A 21,019-nucleotide genomic window follows, 5' to 3' on the forward strand; every position below is an offset into this window, starting at 1 on the left:
ATATATCCGTAATTATAGAGTTTTTAAAGCGAACTTAATAAGCTCTTCAACCGTTAATTCGCCATTATTTTTCTTAATCTCCTGATCCAATACTTTTTCGGCCGTGTTGCGCGCAAAACCCAGCATCACCAATGCCGACAAGGCTTCATCCTTAACGGTCTGGCTTACCGGTACAACGGTTAATGTATCTGGTCCTTCCTTGCGCAGCTTATCCTGAAGCTCCAGGATAATACGCTGGGCCGACTTAGGGCCAATGCCTTTTATCCGCTGGATCAACGAAACATTACCGTTTACAATAGCCGCCTGGATTTCGGCCGGGGTTATGGATGATAACATCATCCTTGCCGTATTTGGCCCTATGCCCGAAATGGAGATCAAATGTAAGAACAACCTGCGCTCACCTTCGGTAGCAAAACCGTAAAGGGTGTGCGCGTCCTCTTTTACGTGTAACCACGCAAAGAGTTTGCATTTTTCGTCTTCGCCTATACCCGAATAGGTATTTACAGAAATATTGATATGATACCCTACCCCTCCTGCATCTATAACCACATACGACGGGCTTTTAAACATTAGTTTCCCACTAATATAATCATACATATATTATTACTTTATTAAGTTTATTAAAACAAAGATTTTGCAGGCTAAACTGCCTCTACAGTGATTATCCAAAGATAAAATTCCGGCGTCATTATATTAATATAAAGACAAACAAAAAGCTGCGGTATCATCAGTTAAAAAAATAAAGACGCTAAGCGTTTCAATGCCAGCGTCTTTATCAAAAGATATACTTATTTATTAAGTTAAATATTAACTGTTAGCAGCGGCTTTTGCCTGTGCATCAACCACAGCAATGGTAACCATGTTTACAATTTCGCGCACCGAACTGCCTAATTGCAATACGTGTACCGGCTTCTTCAAGCCAACTAATATCGGCCCTACCGCTTCGGCGCCACCTATCTCCTGCAAAAGTTTGTAAGCTATATTGCCCGATTCCAGGTTAGGGAAAATCAGCGTATTTGCCGGTTTTCCATTAAGCGTTGAGAACGGAAAGTTATCTGCAAGCAAATCTGCATTGAGCGCAAAGTTGGCCTGCATATCACCATCAACTACCATATCCGGATACTTTTCATGCAGGATAGCTACCGTCTCCCGCGTTTTTTCAGGAACCTCACCCTCATTTGAACCAAAGTTTGAGTAAGATAACACCGCGATTCTTGGGCTGATATTAAATTGCTTTACCGAGCGTTCTATGAGTACTGTAATATCTACCAGGTCGTTAACACAAGGGTTTACGTTCACCGTGGTATCGCCAAAAAACACCGGCCCCTTAGCTGTAATCATCATATACATACCTGCAACACGGTTCACCCCTTCCTCTGTACCAATAATCTGCAATGCAGGTTTCACTGTAGTTACATAGTTTTTGGTTAAGCCGGAGATTAAAGCATCGGCACGGCCAAACTGCACCATACATGCGCCGTAGTAGTTACGGTCTACCAATTGCTTTTTAGCCTCGTACAGGGTTATCCCTCTGCGCTGGCGTTTATTGTATAAAAACTCAGCGTACTCGTCCATATGTTCACAACCCTCGCGCGGGTCGATGATGTGAACATCTCCTAAATCAAGGTCGTTATCCTGGATAATCTTTTTGATCCTTGCTTCATTACCCAATAAAATAGGAGTAGCAATACCTTCTTCTTTTACAATCTGAGCAGATCTCAGGATTTTATAATTATCTGCCTCGGCAAATACAACACGCTTAGGGTCCTGTTTCGCTTTAGCGGTAAGGTTACGTAGTAATTTATCATTTGTACCCAAACGTGACCTTAATTCTTCCTGATAAGCATCCCAATCAGTGATCACCTTACGGGCTACTCCAGATGCTATAGCTGCTTTTGCTACCGCCATAGATACCTCGGTGATCAGCCTTTGATCCATCGGTTTCGGGATAATATAATCCTTGCCAAATTTAAGGTTGGTAAGGTTATACGCCAGGTTAACAGCTTCCGGAACCGGCTTTTTAGCCATCTCGGCGATAGCGTGCGTGGCCGCTATTTTCATTTCTTCGTTAATAGCAGTTGCCCTAACGTCAAGTGCTCCGCGGAAAATATAAGGGAAACCAAGTACATTATTTACCTGGTTAGGAAAATCTGAACGACCAGTTGCCATAATGATATCGTTGCGGGTGCCGGCTGCAAGGTCATAATCAATTTCGGGCACCGGGTTGGCCATTGCAAAAACAATAGGTTTTTTAGCCATCGCCTTTAACATATCCGGCGTTACCACATTACCAGCCGAAAGACCAACAAACACATCGGCATCCTTCATAGCATCGGCCAGTGTTTTAACATCGGTGCGGGTGGTAGCAAATTCCATCCTGATATCATCAAGATCGGTACGGTCATGGTTTAAAACGCCATTGATGTCAAACATCACCAGGTTCTCTTTTTTAACTCCTAATGACAAATACATTTTTGAGCATGATACCGCGGCGGCACCCGCGCCGTTAACTACCATTTTTATCTTATCCAGCTTTTTACCCTGTATTTCGCAGGCATTCATCAAAGCTGCGCCCGATATAATGGCGGTACCATGCTGATCGTCATGCATTACCGGGATATTCATTTCCGCTTTCAACCTGCGTTCGATTTCAAAGCAGGTTGGGGCCGAGATATCTTCAAGGTTTACACCACCAAAAGTGGGTTCAAGCGCCTTAACTATATTTACAAAATCATCAACACTTTTGGCGTTAAGCTCAAGGTCAAAAACGTCGATATCCGCATAGATCTTAAAAAGCAGCCCCTTACCTTCCATTACAGGCTTGCTGGCCTCAGGACCGATATTGCCTAAACCAAGCACGGCGGTACCATTGCTGATCACAGCAACCAGATTGCCTTTGGCGGTATATTTATAAACATCTTCGGTATTATCGGCAATCTTTAAACATGGTTCAGCTACCCCCGGGGAGTAGGCCATAGTTAAGTCGCGCTGCGAATTTGTTGGTTTGGTAGGTACAACTTGTATCTTCCCGGGACGGCCTTGAGAGTGGTAATTCAGCGCGTCCTGTTTTCGGTTAGTTTTATTCATTTTTTTCAAATTGAAGCGCCCAAAATTACAATTCTTTTTACGGAACAAGCATAAAAAAGCCCCTTTTTACGATTATGTTAAAAAGAGGATAAAATACGGTTAATGTTTTGATAAGATGCGTTTAAAAGATTGTATTTAGCAAAATATCTACTTTTTCTTTTTTGCTTTCTCCATGTTCTTTTGTACCCTGAACTTTACAATTTTGGTGATCAGTTCCAATGGCATCGGCTCATCTAACGGAAACTGAACCGAGCCTTTGGCCCCTTTGTAGCCCGAAAGTTCTTCTTTAAATTCTTCCAGGCCTTGCGGGGCCGGGTAAAAACCAATGTGATTTTTAAAGCCGCCGAAATGTACCAGGTTGCCGTCAAGGATAAACGTGGGAATAGCGTATTTGATAGCCTCTTCGGCTTCCGGAGCAGCTGCCTTTATCGTGGCCCGTACCAATTGTAGTTTTTGTTGAACATCCTCCGGGAAACCGGCAATATATTCATCAATATTCTCCTTTGGCTTTTCCATGTTGATGGGTGATTGGTTGAAATAAATCTACAAAAAAAACATGTCATTGCGAGGAGGAACGACGAAGCAACCGCATGCTATACAGAGCGGCTATGCTTCCGTGCGATTGCCACGCTTCGCTCAATGACATGGATTTGTTTACATCCCAGATAACAGTTGCGGAAGGTTCTTATTTTCCAATAAACTTTCTTCAAAAAGGCGTCATTGCGAGGAACGAAGCAATCCCAAACTATACAGGGCAGACCTGCTGATCGGGGATTGCTTCGTTCCTCGCAATGACGCCTTTTATAACTCTATTATATACTAATATAAAAACTTAATTCTTCGAATATCCTCCGTCATCCTGCACATTGGCGGCAACTTCACCAACTGATACTTTCAGCATAGCGCCTACCGGTGCGCGGTTAGTTTTAAGATGATTCCATACTTTCAGGTCTGATACTTCACAGCCAAACTTATCAGCTATAGAGGCAAGGGTTTCGCCTTTTCTTACTTTATGATGGGTTGGAATATGGCGCTCAGATTTAGCAGGTGAGTATTGAACAGCAGCATATGTAGCCGGTTTAGCCGCAACTGTTGATATTGGAGCATCAACGCCGTTTAATACATTGTACAAAGCAGCATAATTACCTTTTGCAGTTTGCGGAATAATAAGCCTGCGTGGTGTTTTAGGGCTTCCGTTAACTACAGCCATTCGGTACGATGGATTAAGGATAGTGATTTCCCTTAAGCTAACATCAAGTGCCTGGGCAACATTGCTCAAAGGCACTACCCTTTTTACCATTACCGTATCGGTACGGGTAGAGAAGTTACAGGCCTGCGCCACAATGTTATGCTTATTAAAATAGTTCATTACATAATTCATGGCAATGAAAGCCGGTACATAGCCCCGGGTTTCAACTGGCAGGTACTGGCGGATACTCCAGAAATCAGTTACGCCACCTGCTTTTTCAACAGCGCGCTCTACATTGCTTTTACCGCAATTGTACGATGCGATGGCCAGCAGCCAGTCGCCAAATTCCTGGTAGGCATCTTTTAGGTAGGCCGCAGCCGCATAGCTCGACTGGATTGGATCACGACGTTCATCAACATAGTTATCCATGTTAAGGCCATAAATTTTTGCCGTAGTACCCATAAATTGCCAAAGACCTGTTGCCCCAACCCTTGATACGGCGTTAGGATCAAGTTTTGATTCAACAATAGACAGGAACTTTATTTCATCGGGGATACCGGCCTCGCGAAAAGCTTTTTCGTAAATGGGGAAGTAATATTTGGTTAAGCCGGCAACCTGTCCCATTTCATCGCGGTTGTGCATATACAAGTCGATATACGCCTGTACATATTCGTTGTAATCAAGCTGGATATCCTTACGGATAGAATCTAACCTGCGTTTATAGATACCACCGTATGAACTTAAGGGCATTGGCTGATTAAGTACCGGTAAAATGGTGGTATCAGCATTTATAGCATCTGAGTTAACCCTGGTTACCAGGTTTACTTGCTTAACTGTTTTTGCCGAATTGGTTGTTATCGATTCGGCCTGTAAAATTTGGAGTGATAAAAGGCAAATGGTCAGCGTAAATAATCTCTTCATTTATTCAGGGATTTGATTAATTTATAATGCCCAAAGCATCAGCATTTTACTAAAATATCATTTTTATTACAGTTCAAGAAAATATTTGGCAAAATCTAATAGATGCTGCTCGCCAAAGTGCTTTGTTAATAACTGTAAACCTAACGGCAAACCATTGCTGTTATTGCCCGTAGGGATTGATATAGCCGGAACACCGGTTAAAGAGGCTTGTACGGTAAATATGTCAGAAAGATACATTACCACCGGATCTTTCTCTTCCTTACCTATTTCAAAGGCCGGTTCAGGAGCCGATGGCACCAATATAAAATCGTACTCTTCCAGTATCTGGTTGGTTTTTTCCTGTATCAGTCGGCGTACTTTTTGTGCCTTGGCATAATAGGCGTCATAATATCCCGCGCTCAGTACAAAGGTGCCCGTCATAATACGGCGCTTCACTTCTTTACCAAAGCCTTCAGAACGCGAACGTTTATATGTCGATTGCAGATCGGTAGCCAGCGGACTGCGGTAGCCATAATGCACACCATCATACCTTGCCAGGTTTGATGAGGCTTCGGCCATCGCCAGGATGTAATAGGTCGGCACAAGGTATTCCAGCAGTTCAAAAGCAATTGGGGTAACCGTGTGGCCATCGGCACGCAGCTTGTCTATATATTGTATGAGGTTTTCTTTTACTTCGTTATCAACACCAGGGCTTGATATAGCTTCTTGAAGGTAGGCTATTTTCTTTTTGCCCGGCTTTTGAAGATTGGTATATGATGCAGGAGGTGGCGTTTGCGATAGTGTGCTGTCGAACTCATCAGGCCCGGCAAGTACTTCAAGCAATAAAGCAGCATCTTCAACCGATTTGGTGATTGGGCCAACCTGGTCAAACGATGATGCATAGGCGATAATGCCATGCCTTGAAATTGTTCCGTAAGTTGGCTTTAAACCAACAACGCCACAAAAAGAGGCAGGTTGCCTTACCGAGCCACCGGTATCGGTACCCAATGCCGCGTGACACATCCCGGCCTGCACGGCCACAGCCGAACCGCCAGACGAACCGCCGGCAACTTTAGTTTCATCTGCATGGTTCTTTACCGGGCCAAAATATGATGACTCATTGGTAGCGCCCATAGCAAATTCATCGCAATTGCAACGACCGATGATCACCGCGTCTTCGGCCAGCAGGCGTTCAACCACAGTTGATGAAAAAATTGAGGTGAAACCGGTCAGGATTTTTGAGGAGGCATTAACCTCGTGTCCTTTGTAGCAGATATTATCTTTTATGCCGATAACCATACCGGCTAACTTACCGGCAGTGCCATTTTTTATTTTATTGTCAACATGTTGTGCGGCAAGTAAAGCCTCATCAGCAAACACTTCATTAAAAGCATTCAGATGAGCATTTTTTTCAATCTCGATCAAATAGCCTTTTACAAGACTTTCAACAGTAATTTCCGCACGTTGTAACCCACTCTTTATCTCGGATAAAGTGGAATAAATATTAGCCATGGGGCTAAAATAAAAAACTTATCTGTTGAAATAAGAAATAAATCAACAGATAAGTTCATATACTAAGTAAAAGCGGCATTAAAACCTAATCCCTGTTAGGGAATTAAGCTTTTTTTTCTTCAGATGATGATGAAGATGATCCTTCGCCGTTTTGCGCGTCTTTAAATTCCTTAACGCCTTTTCCTAAGCCTCTCATTAGTTCAGGGATTTTTTTACCGCCGAATAATAAAAGTATCGCAATGATGATCAGAATAATTTCTGGTGCGCCTAATCCACCCATGATTTTAAGTTTTTATGTATGATTAAATTATATTAAGATTTGTACTCTTCGTGTTTTTCTGCCTCCGAATGATTTTCAGTAGTAGCTTTAGTTAAATTAATATGGCTCTCATGTTCCGGCTCGGCAGGAGTATTTACATGGTAACCGCTCATTGGCATTGTGTTTGGAACATTGTTTTCAACAACGGGCACGTGATGCTCGGCTGTTTCAGGGGCTTCTGAAGCTTTTTCATCTAAAAGCGGAGTTTCCTCTTTTTTAGGTTCCGGCTTTTTGTCTTCGTAATTATTGATCTGGTTGTTGATCTCACGTTTAACATCTTCGGAGGCGTCTTTGAATTCGCGGATGCCTTTACCCAGGCTTTTTGCCAGGCCAGGCAGTTTTTCGCCGCCAAATAGCATCAATGCTGCAAAAAGTATCAGTACCATCTCGCCTGTACCAATATTTAAAAATAACAAAACTGAACTTAACATAGCATTCTGTTTAAGGATACAAATATATACAATTAAAATTTCTTATCGTTCATAACTAATTAGTTAGGCGCCAGCCAGATCTTAGGGTTAACAGGTGTAGCTCCTTTATAAATTTCAAAGTGAGCCTCTGTTTCGCCTGTTGATGGATCTGTTGCCACCACACCAATGGCTTGTTTGGTGCTTACTTTTTGGCCCCTTGCAACGCTAACCGAGCGTAAATTACTGTATGCGGTAAAGTATTCACCATGTACAATAACCACCAGGTAAGTACCGCTCACATCCATCACTTTTACAACGGTACCGTCAAATATAGCCCTTACCGCACTACCCGAGTTAGTCCGGATATCCAGACCATTGCTTTCACTGCGGATACCTTCAGGGGTTGTATAAATACCAAACCCCTGCGTTACAATACCATTAGCAACCGGCCATGGCAAACTACCACGGTTACCCAAAAAGTCGTTTGACAATCGGGCTGCTTCAGGCGTAGCATTCAGCACGCTTGATGTACTGCGTGTTGCAGCTGGTTTAACCGGAGCAGGTGCGGCAGGAGCCGGTTTGTTTTCGGCCTTTGCCTTGGCAGCAGCCAGCCTTGCAGCTTCTTCCGCACGGCGTCTTTCTTCCTCTTCAGCCCTGCGCCTTGCTTCCTCAATTTCCCTCCGGATCGCGTCGTTTATAGCACGGTTGGTTTTTACAATCTTAGCCTGCAGGTCCTTTTGTTGTTTTTTCAGGATCCCTTCGTGCTGCGACAAATCGCTTACCAGCTTAACCTGGTTGGTGCGCTCATTACCCAGCGTTTCTTTTTCTTTTTGCTGATCTTTTAAAAGATTATTTTTTTCATCTTTTGTACGATCAAGCTCATTGATCTTAACGTGCAGCTCCTTTTGCGTTCCCTGTATATAATTGGCCTGCCGCTCGCGGTAGGTACCAAACTGCTGTAAATATTTTAAACGCTTATAGGCTTGGTTAAAGTCTTTTGATGCAAAAAGGAACATCATTTTATTATACGCGCTCTGATTGCGGTATGCAAACAGGATCATGGCCGCGTACTCCTTTTTAAGTTGGTCTAACTGTGATTGTAAACTACGTACGTTATTATTACTCTCAGAGATTTGGTTATCCAAATTTCTTACCTCCGAGTTGATATTCTCAATTTTTTCCTGGCGCAGGTTTATTTGCGCCTTGAGGATGCTTAACTGCTTCAATGAAGCTTTTTTATTATTTAAAGTTTCCTGATAATCTTCATTTAATTGTTCAAGCTCTTTGTTTAGCTGAGCTTTGCGGCGTTTTAATTCGTCACTGCTTTGGGCACGTACTGTAACCGCTGCAAACACCAATAATAAAAAGAAAACTGCTTTAAAAAACTTCATCAAATAAACTTTATTAATTATTTGCCAGGCTCGTATCCTTCAGGAATGCTGAAAGGATAGTTTTGCTGTACTTCAAAATCGGCCTTAGTATAATGCAAATTAACTTGTATTTTTTTATCTTTTACTACTGAAGCTATATCTATTTGTGATGGCAGTATCCTGTTTGTTGCCTGGATAAAGGCATTATTGGTTACCTGTAACGATTGGGACTGGCTTTGATTATCCAGATTGGTTTGCGTAACCTTATTATCCGGACCAAGTATCAGCTTGTATACCAGGTCATTCAGCGTGCCGCTTAAGGTGGTATTACCTTCGGCATGATCAATGTTTGCCTGCTCGTTAACAAGCTCGGGCACGGCATTGCCTATCAGCAATGATTCCAGCGTTTTATAATTAACCTGTTTACTTGCATAAGTATATATGTAGCTGAACGGCTTTTTAATATAAACACTTTGCAGGCGGTTAATAACCAGAATACTATCCGGAGTTATTACCGCACGGGCGGCTTCAATGCCCAATACCGCGGTAATGGACACCCAGATCATTTTATCTTTTGCAATCCTGATGTTCAGCGTAACATCATTGCTGTTATTATTAATGCTGAGCTTACTTTTTGCCTTACCTGCAAATGTGGTAAAATTCACCTGGCTTGCCCGTATGGCCGCCAGTTTACTGGCAACATCATTGGGCTTCGCTGTCGAATCTGCCTTGCGGGCAACCAACACCTGCTTACGTGCCTTACAGCTTGCCATTACCAGCAGGCAGCAAACTATAAGTAAACTATTCGCTATATTTTTTTTCATTTATTTTACGATCTAAAACAGGTGATTGTTCACCAAAGCCTTTAGCCTTTTTCCAGTTAGTTACGGCAGCATCGGTATTCCCTACAAAAAACAATATATCGCCATAATGTTCGTACTTAACCGCACTATTTTCTTTATCATGAGCCAGGGCCTTCTCCATCCACTCTTTTGCCTGGGCATACTTTTTCTGTTTAAACAGGATCCAGGCGTAAGTATCTTCAAACGATGCTGTGTTAGGCTGTAGCTCATTGGAATGTGCCGACATAGTAGCCGCCTTTTCCAATTGCTCATTCCTTAACGATAAATAATAAGCATAATTGTTTAAAGTGAATGCATTATCCGGATTGTAGGTCAAGGCCTTATCATAACTCTCGTCAGAACTTTTAATATTCTTTAACTCATGATAGCAATCGCCCAATAATGAAAAACTTAACGAAAGTAGTTCCTTATCCTGAAGTTCTAATGAAGTAGCGTTTTTAACGTAACCAACAGCTTTGTTATTATCCTTTTTTTGCGCCCAGGCCACACCAACCAGGTAATTCATCCAGGCCTGGTTCGGAAATAACGACAAAGCGTTTTCGCCATCCTTTATAGCAGCGTCAAGATCATTATCGCCCAATTCCAGTCGTACCAGTTGCTCCTGAACATTATATACCTGGTCATTAAGTTGCGCCGATTTTTTAAGCACAGGCTTTGCCTCTTTGTATTTGGCATTCTGAATCAGCATATCGCCATAAATGGCAAAAGCCCTGGCATCGCCCGGGTGTGCAACAGTTAAAATGCGACTCAGCTCAAGGGCGCTTGCCTTGGCATTAGCATCCGGAAATTTTGGAAAATACCCCGAAATGATATTCAGTTTCTGGTCGATACCGATATCAGGAATGGCAAATCCCTGTGTAAGCTCATTAAAGCTGGCTTCGTTATTTTTTTTATCGCGATAGATATCGGCAAGGGCAAAATGAACTAAGCCATTACGCGCGTCAAGCTTTTCGGCCTGCTGTAATATTTTGAGTGCCTTATCACTAAACCCGTTCGAATTATAGATTTCGCCCAACGCCAGGTAATAGCGAATTTCATTAGGATTGGCGGCTATCTGCTTTTCCAATTCGGAAGCGGCAAGGTCAACCTTGCCCTGTTTTAAATAGATCTTTTGGCGGTTTGCTAAAAGGTCGTCGCTCGGGCCGTAAAGCTTTTCAATCTGATCATACACTTTTAGTGCATCATCATACCTTTTCAGGATATTTAACGCGTTTGCCTTATCAAAATAATATTCCGATCTGTCGGGGTTAAGCCTGATAAGTTGATTGAAAACATTTTCGAGTTTATCAATGGTATTGGTTTTCTCATAGCTATCAGCCAGTGCCGCCCAATACCATTCATTATCTTTATTTAAAGTTACAGCCTGCTCCAGAAGCGGCTCAGATCCTGCAAAATCATTTTGCTGACGTTTAAGATTTGCCAACTCATACATCGATGCGTCATTAGCAGGATCGGCCTGTAAAATACGCTCAAACATTTCTGTAGCAAGCTTATAGTTCTCGATTGTTTTTTCGCGCAGGGCCGAAAAGAAAAGCTGCTTAACCAGAGCGCTATCCTGATAGCTCATTACCTTACCCGCAGATGCAAGCGTTTTATTATCGGCAGTTTTTTTATGCTGAGCGCGTAAGGACAGCGGCAAGATGGCAAGAGGCAAGAATAAAGAAGCAAAAAACGGAGTAGAAAACAAACGTGCTTTCTGCATACCGCTCAACCTAATATTCTCTTCCTTAATCTTCATTCTTCTTGCGTCTTTACTCTAACTGTCTTGATTCTATTTCTTTCTTGTCTCTTGACTCTTAAAGTCTTGGTTCTAAACTTTCCCTGTGTGTCCGTAACCGCCTTCGCCCCTTTGGGTTTCGTTCAGTACTTCTACCTGTTCCCAGTTAACACGCTCGTGTTTGGCAACTACCATCTGGGCTATGCGGTCGCCGGTATTGATCTCAAAATCATCGGTCGAAAAATTGATCAGCAATACTTTGATCTCACCACGATAGTCGGCATCAATAGTACCCGGCGAGTTAACAATGCCGATACCATGCTTAAATGCCAGACCACTTCTCGGGCGAATCTGCGCTTCAAAACCTTCGGGCAATTCGATATACAAACCTGTTGGAATGAGTTTACGCTCCATTGGTTTAAGCACTACGGCAGTTTCTACATCGGCACGCAAATCCATACCTGCCGCGTGAGCGGTTTCATAGGCCGGTAAACTATTTTTTGATTTATTAATTACCCTGATGTTCATCGTTTAAATATAGCTTTTAACTCCTTGCGTTCAAAGTAATAAGCTCCGGCCGCAAATAACAATAAAAGCCCGTTACCAACAAAAATATTACGTTTAAATACCGTAAACGACAGAAAAACAAACACTATTGAGACAATTATATACGCAAGGTTCTTTTTTATGTTGTAAGGAATTGGATAATTTTTTTGCCCCCATAAATACGAAAGCACCATCATAGTTGCATAAGCCGCAAAGGAGATCCATGCCGAAGCGATGTAGCTGTATTTAGGGATCAGCAACCAGTTTAACGCTATGGTAAGTACTGCTCCTATGCCTGATATATATAAGCCATACCTGGTTTGATCAGATAATTTATACCACACCGAAAGGTTCATATAAATACCAAGGCTCAGGTAACCAAACAATAGCGGCGGCACAACGCCCAAGCCCTGCCAAAACGGATTATGAACTATGTGATGTTTTATTATATGTGTTTCCTTCCCAACAATAATAGTTGCCAGGATATCAACATTGGCGGTAAGCGCTACACAAATAACCGCTATCATAATTACAAAGTAGGTCATGATGCGGGCATAGGTTTCGCCAGAGTTTTTGTTTTTGGAATGGCTGAAAAAAAATGGTTCGGCTCCCAACCTGAAGGCCTGCACAAAAAGGCTCAAAAACAATGCTATTTTAGCGCAGGTACCATAAATACCAACATGCGTATCAGCAATACTTTGAGGCAGCATCTGTTTCAACATCACCTTATCCAGGGATTCGTTTATGATAAACGATATATTGGCTATCAATACGGGCCAGCTGTATGAAAACATTTCTGTTAACATAGTGCCGTCAAATTTCAATTTCAGTTGTATTACCTCAGGTAACAACAACAAAACGGTAAGTCCACTTGCTATGGCGTTGGCTAAAAATACGTACCCAACCCAGTTTGGCCTGTACCAACCAGCCATCCAAGTTGCACCAGGTAAATGATGACTTAATATAAACGGAACCCCGAAAAGAAAAAACAGATTGAGCGCCATTACCAAACCAATGTTTGAGCACTTAATTACGGCATACTTAACCGGACGGCCTTCGGCACGAATACGCGCGAATGGGATAACACAAAAAGCATCCAATACTAAGATCACCAGAAAGCATTTTACATAAAAAGTGTAGTCGGCATGATCTTTTGCTACACCGGCCTGCATGTAATTAACTATGGGATCTAAAAACAGCAAGCAAAAAATCAAGAATAGCACTGACACCATAATAACAACCCCAAATGCGTTGTTATAAACCTGCTGCTTATTATCCGAACGCTTTTGAAGATATCTGAAATAGGTGGTCTCCATCCCAAAGGCCAAAATAGCATTGATGATAGAAGCGCTTCCATATACAGACGTAAAAACACCGTTGGCATTAACCGGTAAAGTACGAGTATAAATAGGCGTTAAAACGAAGTAGATCATCCGGGAAATAATGGTACTTAAACCATATATAGCGGTTTGCCCGGCAAATTTTTTTATAGTAGACAATGATGATATTTATTTATGAGCGTCTTTTAACAACCTCAAAATTACGATAGTTTTTTAATTCGCCTTCATGACTTTCAACAGCGCTTACTTCGGCATCTTCCGGGCCTTCATTACACCAGTCCAGAAACATATCAAGTGTGGAATTATCGGCCTCGGCTTCCATGTACACATCGCCGTTAGGCTCATTTAATATGAAGCCACGTACACCAAGCTGATCGGCAACCGCTTTGGTTGATTTACGGTAGAAAACGCCCTGTACTTTGCCTTTAACTGTAATATTAAGATGTTTTATCATCAGTATTTATAGATATTTGATAGCAGCTGAAAGCTTAATGCACAAAGCCTAAAGCTAACAGACCGGTATTGACAATTGTGTTATCTGAAAAACGTTAACAGATTATGTACAACTGTTGCAAAGTTAACTTTTTTCCTGCTAAGCAACCCGTTTAACTTAACAAGCGTACTTACAGTAAAAGTATCACAATTTAAACGGGATCGACATAACATTAAAAAATCTATTTTATGAAAAAAATTATTTTTTCCGCGCTGATCGTCGCTTTTACAGCTTTTTCGGCATTCGCGATTTTTAGCAACTGGAAGGTTAAGGGAGACGAAGCCCAGGTAACTTTTGAAGGGCACAGGGTAAGCGGCTCATTCAGCGGACTAAAAGCCGAGATTAGTTTTGACAAGGACCATCCCGAGGCTGCTAAAATTTCGGCTACCATTGATGTAACTACAGCGGCAACTGGTTTTTTCATTAAAACCAGCCACGTAAAATCGGCCTTAGGTGCCGATGATTACCCGACAATTAAATTTGAATCGACCTCGGTATCAAAAAGCGGCAATGGTTATGTGGCCAATGGTAAGTTAACCATGAAAGGGAAAACCAACCCTGAATCTATCCATTTCACATTTGAAGATAAAGGCAACGAAGGTGTATTTAAAGGAGATTTTAAAGTGCTGCCTCCAAAATACGGCATCGACAGAAGCGGAACCCCGCCCGAGGTTACTATTCATTTGACTGTACCGGTGAGTAAGGGGTAAGTAAAAACGGTAAAGGCAAAAATCCATGTCATTGCGAGGAGCGGCAAGGGCAAAGCACGGGGCGACGTGGCAATCTCATAGCTTTACAGAGCGGAGATGTATTGGCTACGAGATTGCCGCGCTTCGCTCGCAATGACATAAAAATACATTGATATAAAACAAAGAAACCGGCTTTTCGCCGGTTTCTCGTTTTATATCAATTTCTTCACTTTGGTTTCGGGTGTGATCTTAAATCCGTCCAAACCGCTGATGAGATTAAGACCGGGAGTTTTGCCAACTTCAAGCGTCCCTTTTTCATCGTCGATACCCAGGTACTCGGCACCATTGCGGGTACCCCATTCAACGAGGCGAGGTAAACTTATCGACGGGAATTTTTGCTGAATAGCACGCATCTCGCTCAGGATACATAATTTATTGTTAGATGCAAGGCTATCCGTACCCAGGGTAATATTAAAGCCCTGATCAACAAAAAGATCTATTTTAGGTAAACGGCCCTCAATGTAAAGGTTGGCGTTAGGACAAAAACACCAGTTGATTTTCCTGTCAAACCGTTTGATAAAATAAATATCCTTCAGGTTGGTACAGGTATTATGTACCAGCAGTACTTTTTGTTTATTGGTGAGCAGCGGAATGATGGATTGTACCGAGTTACGGGCCTGGGGCTTAAAGTAGGATATATCCATACCAAAATGCTCATATAGCTCTAAAAACGCGCCAAGTTTATAACGGTAAAATTTATTTTCATCCTCACATTCCTGGTTGTGAATGCTGATGAGGTTATCGTCGGCAGTATCACTATGCTTTTTGATGAGCTTGAACAACTCCTTTGATACCGAATAAGGAGCGTGGGGCGTTACCGAGCATGAGCCTGGTTTAAACTCATTAACTAAAGCCAATGCCTTTTCAAAAACCTCGTTGGCCTTTTCAGGTAAAAAGCCAAAAGTTTCAACAAAGGTATGGTAGTACAACTTGCTTTGCTTTTTCATCGCAACACTATTATTGGTGTTGGAGATATCGCCAACGGCTACAATGCCGTTATCATACATTTCCTGATCGGCTTTAGCTATGGCATCAAGAACCTCCTGCTGATCGGCATTACGTAAAGATTGAATATCCTTTATAAAATTTACCAGACCGCCTTTGGGTTTTACTTTATCTTTTAAATGAGAAAGTTCGGTATGGCAGTGGGTATTGACAAAGCCGGGGCAGATGATACCGCTTACCTGCTGTACATTCCCGCCGGGGGACTTGCTGCTATCGGAAACGGATATGATCTTACCATGATCATCAACAGTGACTACTCCATTTTTAATCGGATCGGCATAAATAGGAAAAACGTAATCGGCTCTAAAACTTTTCATTAAAATTTAAACTTGGTATCGTAACACATAACGTTTTTCAAAACAAACTATCCTGCAAAAATAAGTACAATTAACTTTTAGTTATTGTTTTTTATTCAGCCAAAAAGAATGACTTTAAAAAAAGATAGATTTTTTTAAATTTAAGTACTTTTGCACTGTGAACAATACAAAAGATAAAATTGACATCCGTAGCCTGAGTCTGAATGCTTTACAGGAGCATTTCATCCGCATGGATGAAAAAGGCTTCAGGGCAAAACAAGTATATGAATGGCTTTGGAAAAAATCTTGCTTTTCTTTCAACGAGATGAGCAATATTTCAAAAGAACTCCGTGCTAAACTGGATGCAAATTTTGTAATTAATAATGTAAAAATTAATTCTTCACAGGTTAGTGCTGATAAAACTATAAAAAATTCTTTTATTTTACACGATAACCACTTAATTGAGGGTGTTTTGATTCCCACCCCCGGCCGTATGACAGCCTGTGTATCATCACAGGTAGGTTGCAGCCTCACCTGTAAATTTTGCGCTACCGGATATATGGAGCGTAAAAGAAATCTTAACCCCGACGAAATTTACGACCAGGTAGTTTTGATTGATCAGCAGGCGCGTGAAAACTACGGTCAGCCTTTATCAAATATTGTTTACATGGGTATGGGCGAGCCACTGCTCAACTATGCCAATATGATGAAGTCAATCGAACGCATCACTTCCGAAGATGGGCTTAACATGGCAGCCAAGCGGATCACCGTATCAACTGCCGGTATTGCCAAAATGATCAAAAAGCTGGGCGACGACCAGGTTAAATTTAACCTCGCACTTTCCCTGCATGCCGCAAACGACGAAAAGCGTAATACCATTATGCCTATCAACGAGCAAAACTCGTTAAAGGCACTGGCCGAGGCTTTAAAATACTACTACGCCAAAACCAAAAACCCAGTAACCTACGAGTACATTATTTTTGATGGTGTAAACGACGGCATTCAGGATGCTATGGAGCTGGCCAAATTTTGCAAGCACCTGCCCTGCAAGGTTAATATCATTGAATATAACCCCATTGCTTTTGCAAGCTACATTAACGCCGGCGAAGATAAGGTTGAAGCATTTGCCGATTACCTTACCAAACAGGGTATCAACACCCACCTGCGCCGAAGCCGCGGTAAAGATATTGATGCTGCCTGCGGACAGCTTGCCATCAAAGAAAAAGATAAACTGGCCGAAGTTTAAAAAATCCGACTTAAATTGAGGGCATGAAATTACTGCGTGCCTACCTTGCTGATTTTGCCGCCCTGCTATTTCCGGAGCTTTGCCCGGCCTGCCAGGCAAGTTTAGTGGCGGGCGAGTATATCATTTGCAGCGATTGCCGCTTTAATTTGCCTTTTACCAATTTCCATCAACAGCCTGCCAACATTGTTGCCCAGCAGTTTTGGGGTAAAATTAACGTTGAGGCTGCCTATGCGCTTTATTATTTTCATAAAGGTGGCAAAATCCAAAACCTGATGCATCACTTTAAATACAAGGGTATGCAGCAGATAGGCAATTTGCTTGGCACCATTGCAGGCGCGCAACTTGCCTCAAATGACATTTTCAGCTCGACAGATCTCATTATCCCTGTCCCTTTGCACAAACGCCGCCTACGCGAACGCGGTTATAACCAAAGTACCTGCTTTGCTCATGGCCTTGCCGAGAAACTAAATGCTTCGGTTGATGAACATAGCCTTGTGCGAACGGTGGCTACCAAAACACAAACCCAACGGTCGCGCTTTGCCCGGTTTGAAAATATGCAGAATGTATTCGCTGTTAAAGATCCTGCCGCACTTGAGGGCAAGCATATATTGCTGGTTGATGATATTGTAACCACCGGCTCAACCGTTGAGGCCTGCGGAGCGGAGTTATTGAAAGTTCCCGGAGTAAAATTGAGTATTGCTGCGATTGCTTATGCGGTGTAGAAGTGTATTAAAGCTTTATTTTCCATGTCATTGCGAGGAGGAACGACGAAGCAATCGCATGCTATACAGAGCAGCCGTGCTTCCCTGCGGTTGCCACGCTTCGCTTATAATGACATAGCTTTTTACCTACTGCTGCTGATACCTGCTTAGTTTATCGTAAAGCACCCTTGGATCGAAAGGCTTAAGAATATAGTCATTCATGCCGGCGTTGTTGATCTCACCCATTTGATTGCTGAGCATGGATGCGGTAAGTGCTATAATGGGCAACTGTTTAAAATAAGGATCGGTTTTAGAACGGATTATGCCGGTAGCCTCCAGGCCGCCCATTTCAGGCATGTGGATATCCATCAGCACCACGTTATAGCCGCGGTTGGCTTCAACCTTTTCAATAGCTTCAATACCGTTTTCAGCAAAATCGGCATGAGCACCCCACTTCTTTAATATTTTATTGATAAGCAAGCGGTTTATCTGGTTGTCGTCTACTACTAAAACGTTTATTTTAAGTCCTTCTTCCACGTTATTATTTTTTCTCTGTTGCTTTATATCAGCTTTTTTAAATCCAATGGTAAACCAAAATGTCGAACCTTTCCCCGGCACACTATCCACGTTTATCCGTGAATCATGCAATTCGATCAGGCGTTTACTGATAGCCAAACCTAAACCGGTACCACCATACTTGCGGGTTGTATCCGTATCGGCCTGTTTAAATTGTTCAAATATGGTACCCAGTTTGTCTGCCGGAATACCAATGCCGGTATCAGTTACGGCAAACCTGATGCGTACATCCCGCTCCGTTTCCTGAATAACCTTTAAATCGATGTTAACGCCGCCATGGTGCGTAAACTTAACCGCGTTACCTACTAAGTTAAGTAATATCTGGATAAGGCGTGTCCGGTCGCCAATCACCTCATCGGGAACAACCTCCTCAACGCTTTTGCTAATATAAATCTTTTTTTCGGCAGCCTTAAACTGCATCGAACTTGTTATACTATTAACCAGTTCGCGCAGGTTAACCGTGGCCTTTTCAAGCTCAACGTTGCCTGTTTCAATTTTAGCCAGATCCAGCACATCGTTAATCAACGTCATGAGGTTCTCGGCCGAAAACTTAAGGATATTAAGATTTTCCTTTTGCGACTCGGCAGGATCATCATCCAGCAATATGTGCGACATACCAATTACGGCATTTAACGGCGTACGGATTTCGTGGCTCATCACTGATATGAACATATCTTTGGCCCGGTTAAGCTGTATTGCCTCTTCCCTTGCCGAAATAAGCTCAATCTCGGCCTTCTTCTTAGCCGTGATATCGATGATTACTTCAATGTATTTGTCAACCTCGTTTTTACTGTTCAGTATAACCGAGTTGATAACCGAGATCCACAAAGGCTGCCTGTCCTTACGGTAAACCAGCAGGTCCACCTCAAATGATTGCTTTTGCCTGGACAGTTCCCGGGCTTTTTGTATGATAGATACATCGGTAAGCTCACCCTTCAATATATCGCCCAGGTGCACATCTTTTACATCATCAAGGGTATAACCTGTAATATTTTCAAACGCGCGGTTAACCCACTCTACCTTACCATCGCTGTTATTGATCACTACTCCACTGGTAGTATTGCTTGCTACTAACGATAGTTGCTTCAACTGCTCTTCGGTAGCTTTACGCTCGTTGATATCAACCATCACCCCTATCTGCCGTTCAACCTGGCCGGTCTCGTTAAGCAAAGGACTGTTTGACAGGAATGCCCAGATAGGAGTTTGATCTTTTTTATAGATCTTGATCTCTACCTCGTACGAACGCTTTTCTTCAACTGCTTTAACAGCATCTTTAAAAACCTCCAGGTCGGTATCCTCACCCAGCAACATGGTGCCAAAGGCCCGGCCCTGCATTTCGGTAAATGTATAACCTGTTATGTTTTCAAGGGCCTCGTTCATCCAGATCACTTTCCCCTCGGCATCACGGATCAGGATACCGCTTGGTGATTTACGTGCCGCGAACGATAATATCTCTACCTCCTGTTCGGCCAGTTTACGTTTGGTGATATCTATAATTACCCTGATGGATTTATCAACGCTACCATCGGTATTATAAATGAGCGAATTCATTACCGAGATCCACTTTGGCGAACCATCCTTTGCATTAAAAAAAAGCTCTACCTCATATGATATCTTGTTTCGGATAGCCTCTTCCAGCTTTTCCATAGCCTCAGGACTTAACGGCTTCCCCTTTATAACATCACGCAGGCGAAGTTGCTTAACATCTGCATAAGCATAACCCGTTATATTTTCAAACGCGTCGTTTGTCCATAATATCTGGTCATCGGCATCACTTATCACTACCCCATTGCTCACCTTACTGGCCACCAATGAAAGTAGTTCAAGATCCTGGGCCACCTGTTTCTGATAGGTAATATCGCGCCCGCTGGCAAACCATTTATCGTCTTTAAAAGTTACCGACCAGCTTATCCACTTATTATCCCCTTCAACAGTAATTACGGGAGTTTCAATTTCAAATTTGCGTTGCTGTTTGCTGATGCCCTTTTTTAATACAGCTAATGATTGCTCACGCGCCTCCTCCGGAAAAAAATTCCAGATAGGCATCCCGCATACCTCGTCTGCGGAATAACCTAAAACAGATTTTACCGCGCGGTTAATATGTCCGATTTTAAAATCCCTGTCCATAATGCAATGGATATCGGGCGAACTATCAAAAAGGTCATAAAATTCTTCGCGAACGGCAAGGCTTTGCTCCAGCTTAAGCTTTTGCTTGCGGAGCTCCAGGTGAGACATTACCTCATCGGCCAGTACACGTAAGGCATCGCGCTGTTCGGCAGTAAGCTTGCGGGGTTTGGTATCAACTACGCATAATGAGCCCAAGCGGAGACCGTCGGGATTAATCAGTGGCGCACCGGCGTAAAAGCGTACGCCCATTCCGTTAGCAATAGGGTTATCTCTGAATTCTTCATCTTCATTCGAATCTGGAATTTCAAGAAGCGCGTCAGATTGGATGGTGCGGTTACAAAAAGCGTCGGCGCGGGGTGTTTCCTCCGCGTCGACGCCGTATGTTGATTTAAACCATTGCCTGTCGGCATCCAGCAGCGTAATTAACGCTATAGGAGCCTGGCATATATAAGAAGCTAAACGCGTAATAGCGTCATACTCCTTTTCGGGCATGGTGTCCAAAACATGATATGATTGGAGCGCGGCTAAACGCTTATCTTCTATGTTTAATGGATCTTCCTGCCTTAGTGTCAT

Annotated in this window: 18 protein-coding genes; 3 read left to right on the forward strand and 15 right to left on the reverse strand. The window is 42.6% G+C overall.

Translation table 11 applies throughout. The annotated features are described in order from the left end of the window. Positions 1-12: 12 nt before the first annotated feature. The 13 genes from ruvA to DEO27_RS20285 all read right to left on the reverse strand — a co-directional run bounded on the left by ruvA (position 13) and on the right by DEO27_RS20285 (position 13,707). Entirely contained in the window at positions 13-597 is a 585-nt protein-coding gene (ruvA, locus tag DEO27_RS20225) for a Holliday junction branch migration protein RuvA (RefSeq protein WP_112575625.1), read from the reverse strand. Between the two features lie 210 nt (positions 598-807). Next, the gene (locus DEO27_RS20230; RefSeq protein ID WP_112575626.1) at positions 808-3,087 is read right to left on the reverse strand and encodes an NADP-dependent malic enzyme; all 2,280 of its coding nucleotides are present in this window, start codon (positions 3,085-3,087) and stop codon (positions 808-810) included. A 147-nt stretch (positions 3,088-3,234) separates the two neighbouring features. Next, complete coding sequence (locus tag DEO27_RS20235) at positions 3,235-3,603, reverse strand: iron chaperone (RefSeq protein WP_112575627.1); 369 nt, start codon at positions 3,601-3,603, stop codon at positions 3,235-3,237. Between the two features lie 316 nt (positions 3,604-3,919). Then, entirely contained in the window at positions 3,920-5,197 is a 1,278-nt protein-coding gene (locus DEO27_RS20240) for a lytic transglycosylase domain-containing protein (protein ID WP_112575628.1), read from the reverse strand. 66 nt (positions 5,198-5,263) lie between these two features. Then, positions 5,264-6,688, reverse strand: a complete 1,425-nt coding sequence (gene gatA / locus DEO27_RS20245) for an Asp-tRNA(Asn)/Glu-tRNA(Gln) amidotransferase subunit GatA (protein ID WP_112575629.1) — start codon at positions 6,686-6,688, stop codon at positions 5,264-5,266. Between the two features lie 103 nt (positions 6,689-6,791). Then, complete coding sequence (locus DEO27_RS20250) at positions 6,792-6,968, reverse strand: twin-arginine translocase TatA/TatE family subunit (RefSeq protein WP_091219083.1); 177 nt, start codon at positions 6,966-6,968, stop codon at positions 6,792-6,794. 32 nt (positions 6,969-7,000) lie between these two features. Then, positions 7,001-7,438 carry a twin-arginine translocase TatA/TatE family subunit gene (locus tag DEO27_RS20255; protein WP_112575630.1) on the reverse strand — a complete coding sequence of 146 codons (438 nt, stop codon included), beginning with the start codon at positions 7,436-7,438 and terminating at the stop codon, positions 7,001-7,003. A 59-nt stretch (positions 7,439-7,497) separates the two neighbouring features. Beyond that, positions 7,498-8,808, reverse strand: coding sequence for a murein hydrolase activator EnvC family protein (locus tag DEO27_RS20260; protein ID WP_112575631.1), 1,311 nt, complete (start codon positions 8,806-8,808; stop codon positions 7,498-7,500). Between the two features lie 17 nt (positions 8,809-8,825). Continuing rightward, a complete protein-coding gene (locus DEO27_RS20265; protein WP_112575632.1) occupies positions 8,826-9,611 on the reverse strand; it encodes a DUF4292 domain-containing protein in 786 nt (261 codons plus the stop codon). Then, positions 9,589-11,388 (reverse strand): tetratricopeptide repeat protein, encoded by a 1,800-nt coding sequence (locus tag DEO27_RS20270; RefSeq protein WP_112575633.1) that lies wholly within the window; start codon positions 11,386-11,388, stop codon positions 9,589-9,591. The genes DEO27_RS20265 and DEO27_RS20270 overlap by 23 nt, the downstream gene beginning before the upstream one ends. A gap of 72 nt (positions 11,389-11,460) precedes the next feature. Beyond that, on the reverse strand, positions 11,461-11,895 hold the full coding sequence (gene dut / locus DEO27_RS20275; RefSeq protein ID WP_112575634.1) for a dUTP diphosphatase: 435 nt from the start codon (positions 11,893-11,895) through the stop codon (positions 11,461-11,463). After that, positions 11,892-13,412 (reverse strand): polysaccharide biosynthesis C-terminal domain-containing protein, encoded by a 1,521-nt coding sequence (locus DEO27_RS20280; protein WP_112575635.1) that lies wholly within the window; start codon positions 13,410-13,412, stop codon positions 11,892-11,894. Before DEO27_RS20280 ends, dut begins: the two co-directional genes overlap by 4 nt. A gap of 13 nt (positions 13,413-13,425) precedes the next feature. After that, on the reverse strand, positions 13,426-13,707 hold the full coding sequence (locus DEO27_RS20285; RefSeq protein ID WP_317132970.1) for an acylphosphatase: 282 nt from the start codon (positions 13,705-13,707) through the stop codon (positions 13,426-13,428). A 227-nt stretch (positions 13,708-13,934) separates the two neighbouring features. On the opposite strand from DEO27_RS20285, the gene DEO27_RS20290 reads away from it, so the two are divergent. Continuing rightward, complete coding sequence (locus DEO27_RS20290) at positions 13,935-14,456, forward strand: YceI family protein (protein ID WP_112575636.1); 522 nt, start codon at positions 13,935-13,937, stop codon at positions 14,454-14,456. A gap of 191 nt (positions 14,457-14,647) precedes the next feature. On the opposite strand, the gene DEO27_RS20295 is transcribed toward DEO27_RS20290, so the two are convergent. Next, positions 14,648-15,817, reverse strand: a complete 1,170-nt coding sequence (locus DEO27_RS20295) for an amidohydrolase family protein (RefSeq protein ID WP_112575637.1) — start codon at positions 15,815-15,817, stop codon at positions 14,648-14,650. Positions 15,818-15,974: 157 nt separating this feature from the next. On the opposite strand from DEO27_RS20295, the gene rlmN reads away from it, so the two are divergent. Both rlmN and DEO27_RS20305 read left to right on the forward strand, forming a co-directional pair. Continuing rightward, complete coding sequence (gene rlmN / locus DEO27_RS20300; protein WP_112575638.1) at positions 15,975-17,042, forward strand: 23S rRNA (adenine(2503)-C(2))-methyltransferase RlmN; 1,068 nt, start codon at positions 15,975-15,977, stop codon at positions 17,040-17,042. A gap of 23 nt (positions 17,043-17,065) precedes the next feature. Next, entirely contained in the window at positions 17,066-17,764 is a 699-nt protein-coding gene (locus tag DEO27_RS20305; RefSeq protein ID WP_112575639.1) for a ComF family protein, read from the forward strand. A 126-nt stretch (positions 17,765-17,890) separates the two neighbouring features. Here the strand turns inward: DEO27_RS20305 and DEO27_RS20310 are convergent, their stop codons facing one another. Beyond that, positions 17,891-21,019, reverse strand: a complete 3,129-nt coding sequence (locus tag DEO27_RS20310) for a PAS domain S-box protein (RefSeq protein ID WP_112575640.1) — start codon at positions 21,017-21,019, stop codon at positions 17,891-17,893.

The sequence above is a fragment of the Mucilaginibacter rubeus genome (assembly GCF_003286415.2).
Lineage (GTDB): Bacteria > Bacteroidota > Bacteroidia > Sphingobacteriales > Sphingobacteriaceae > Mucilaginibacter > Mucilaginibacter rubeus_A.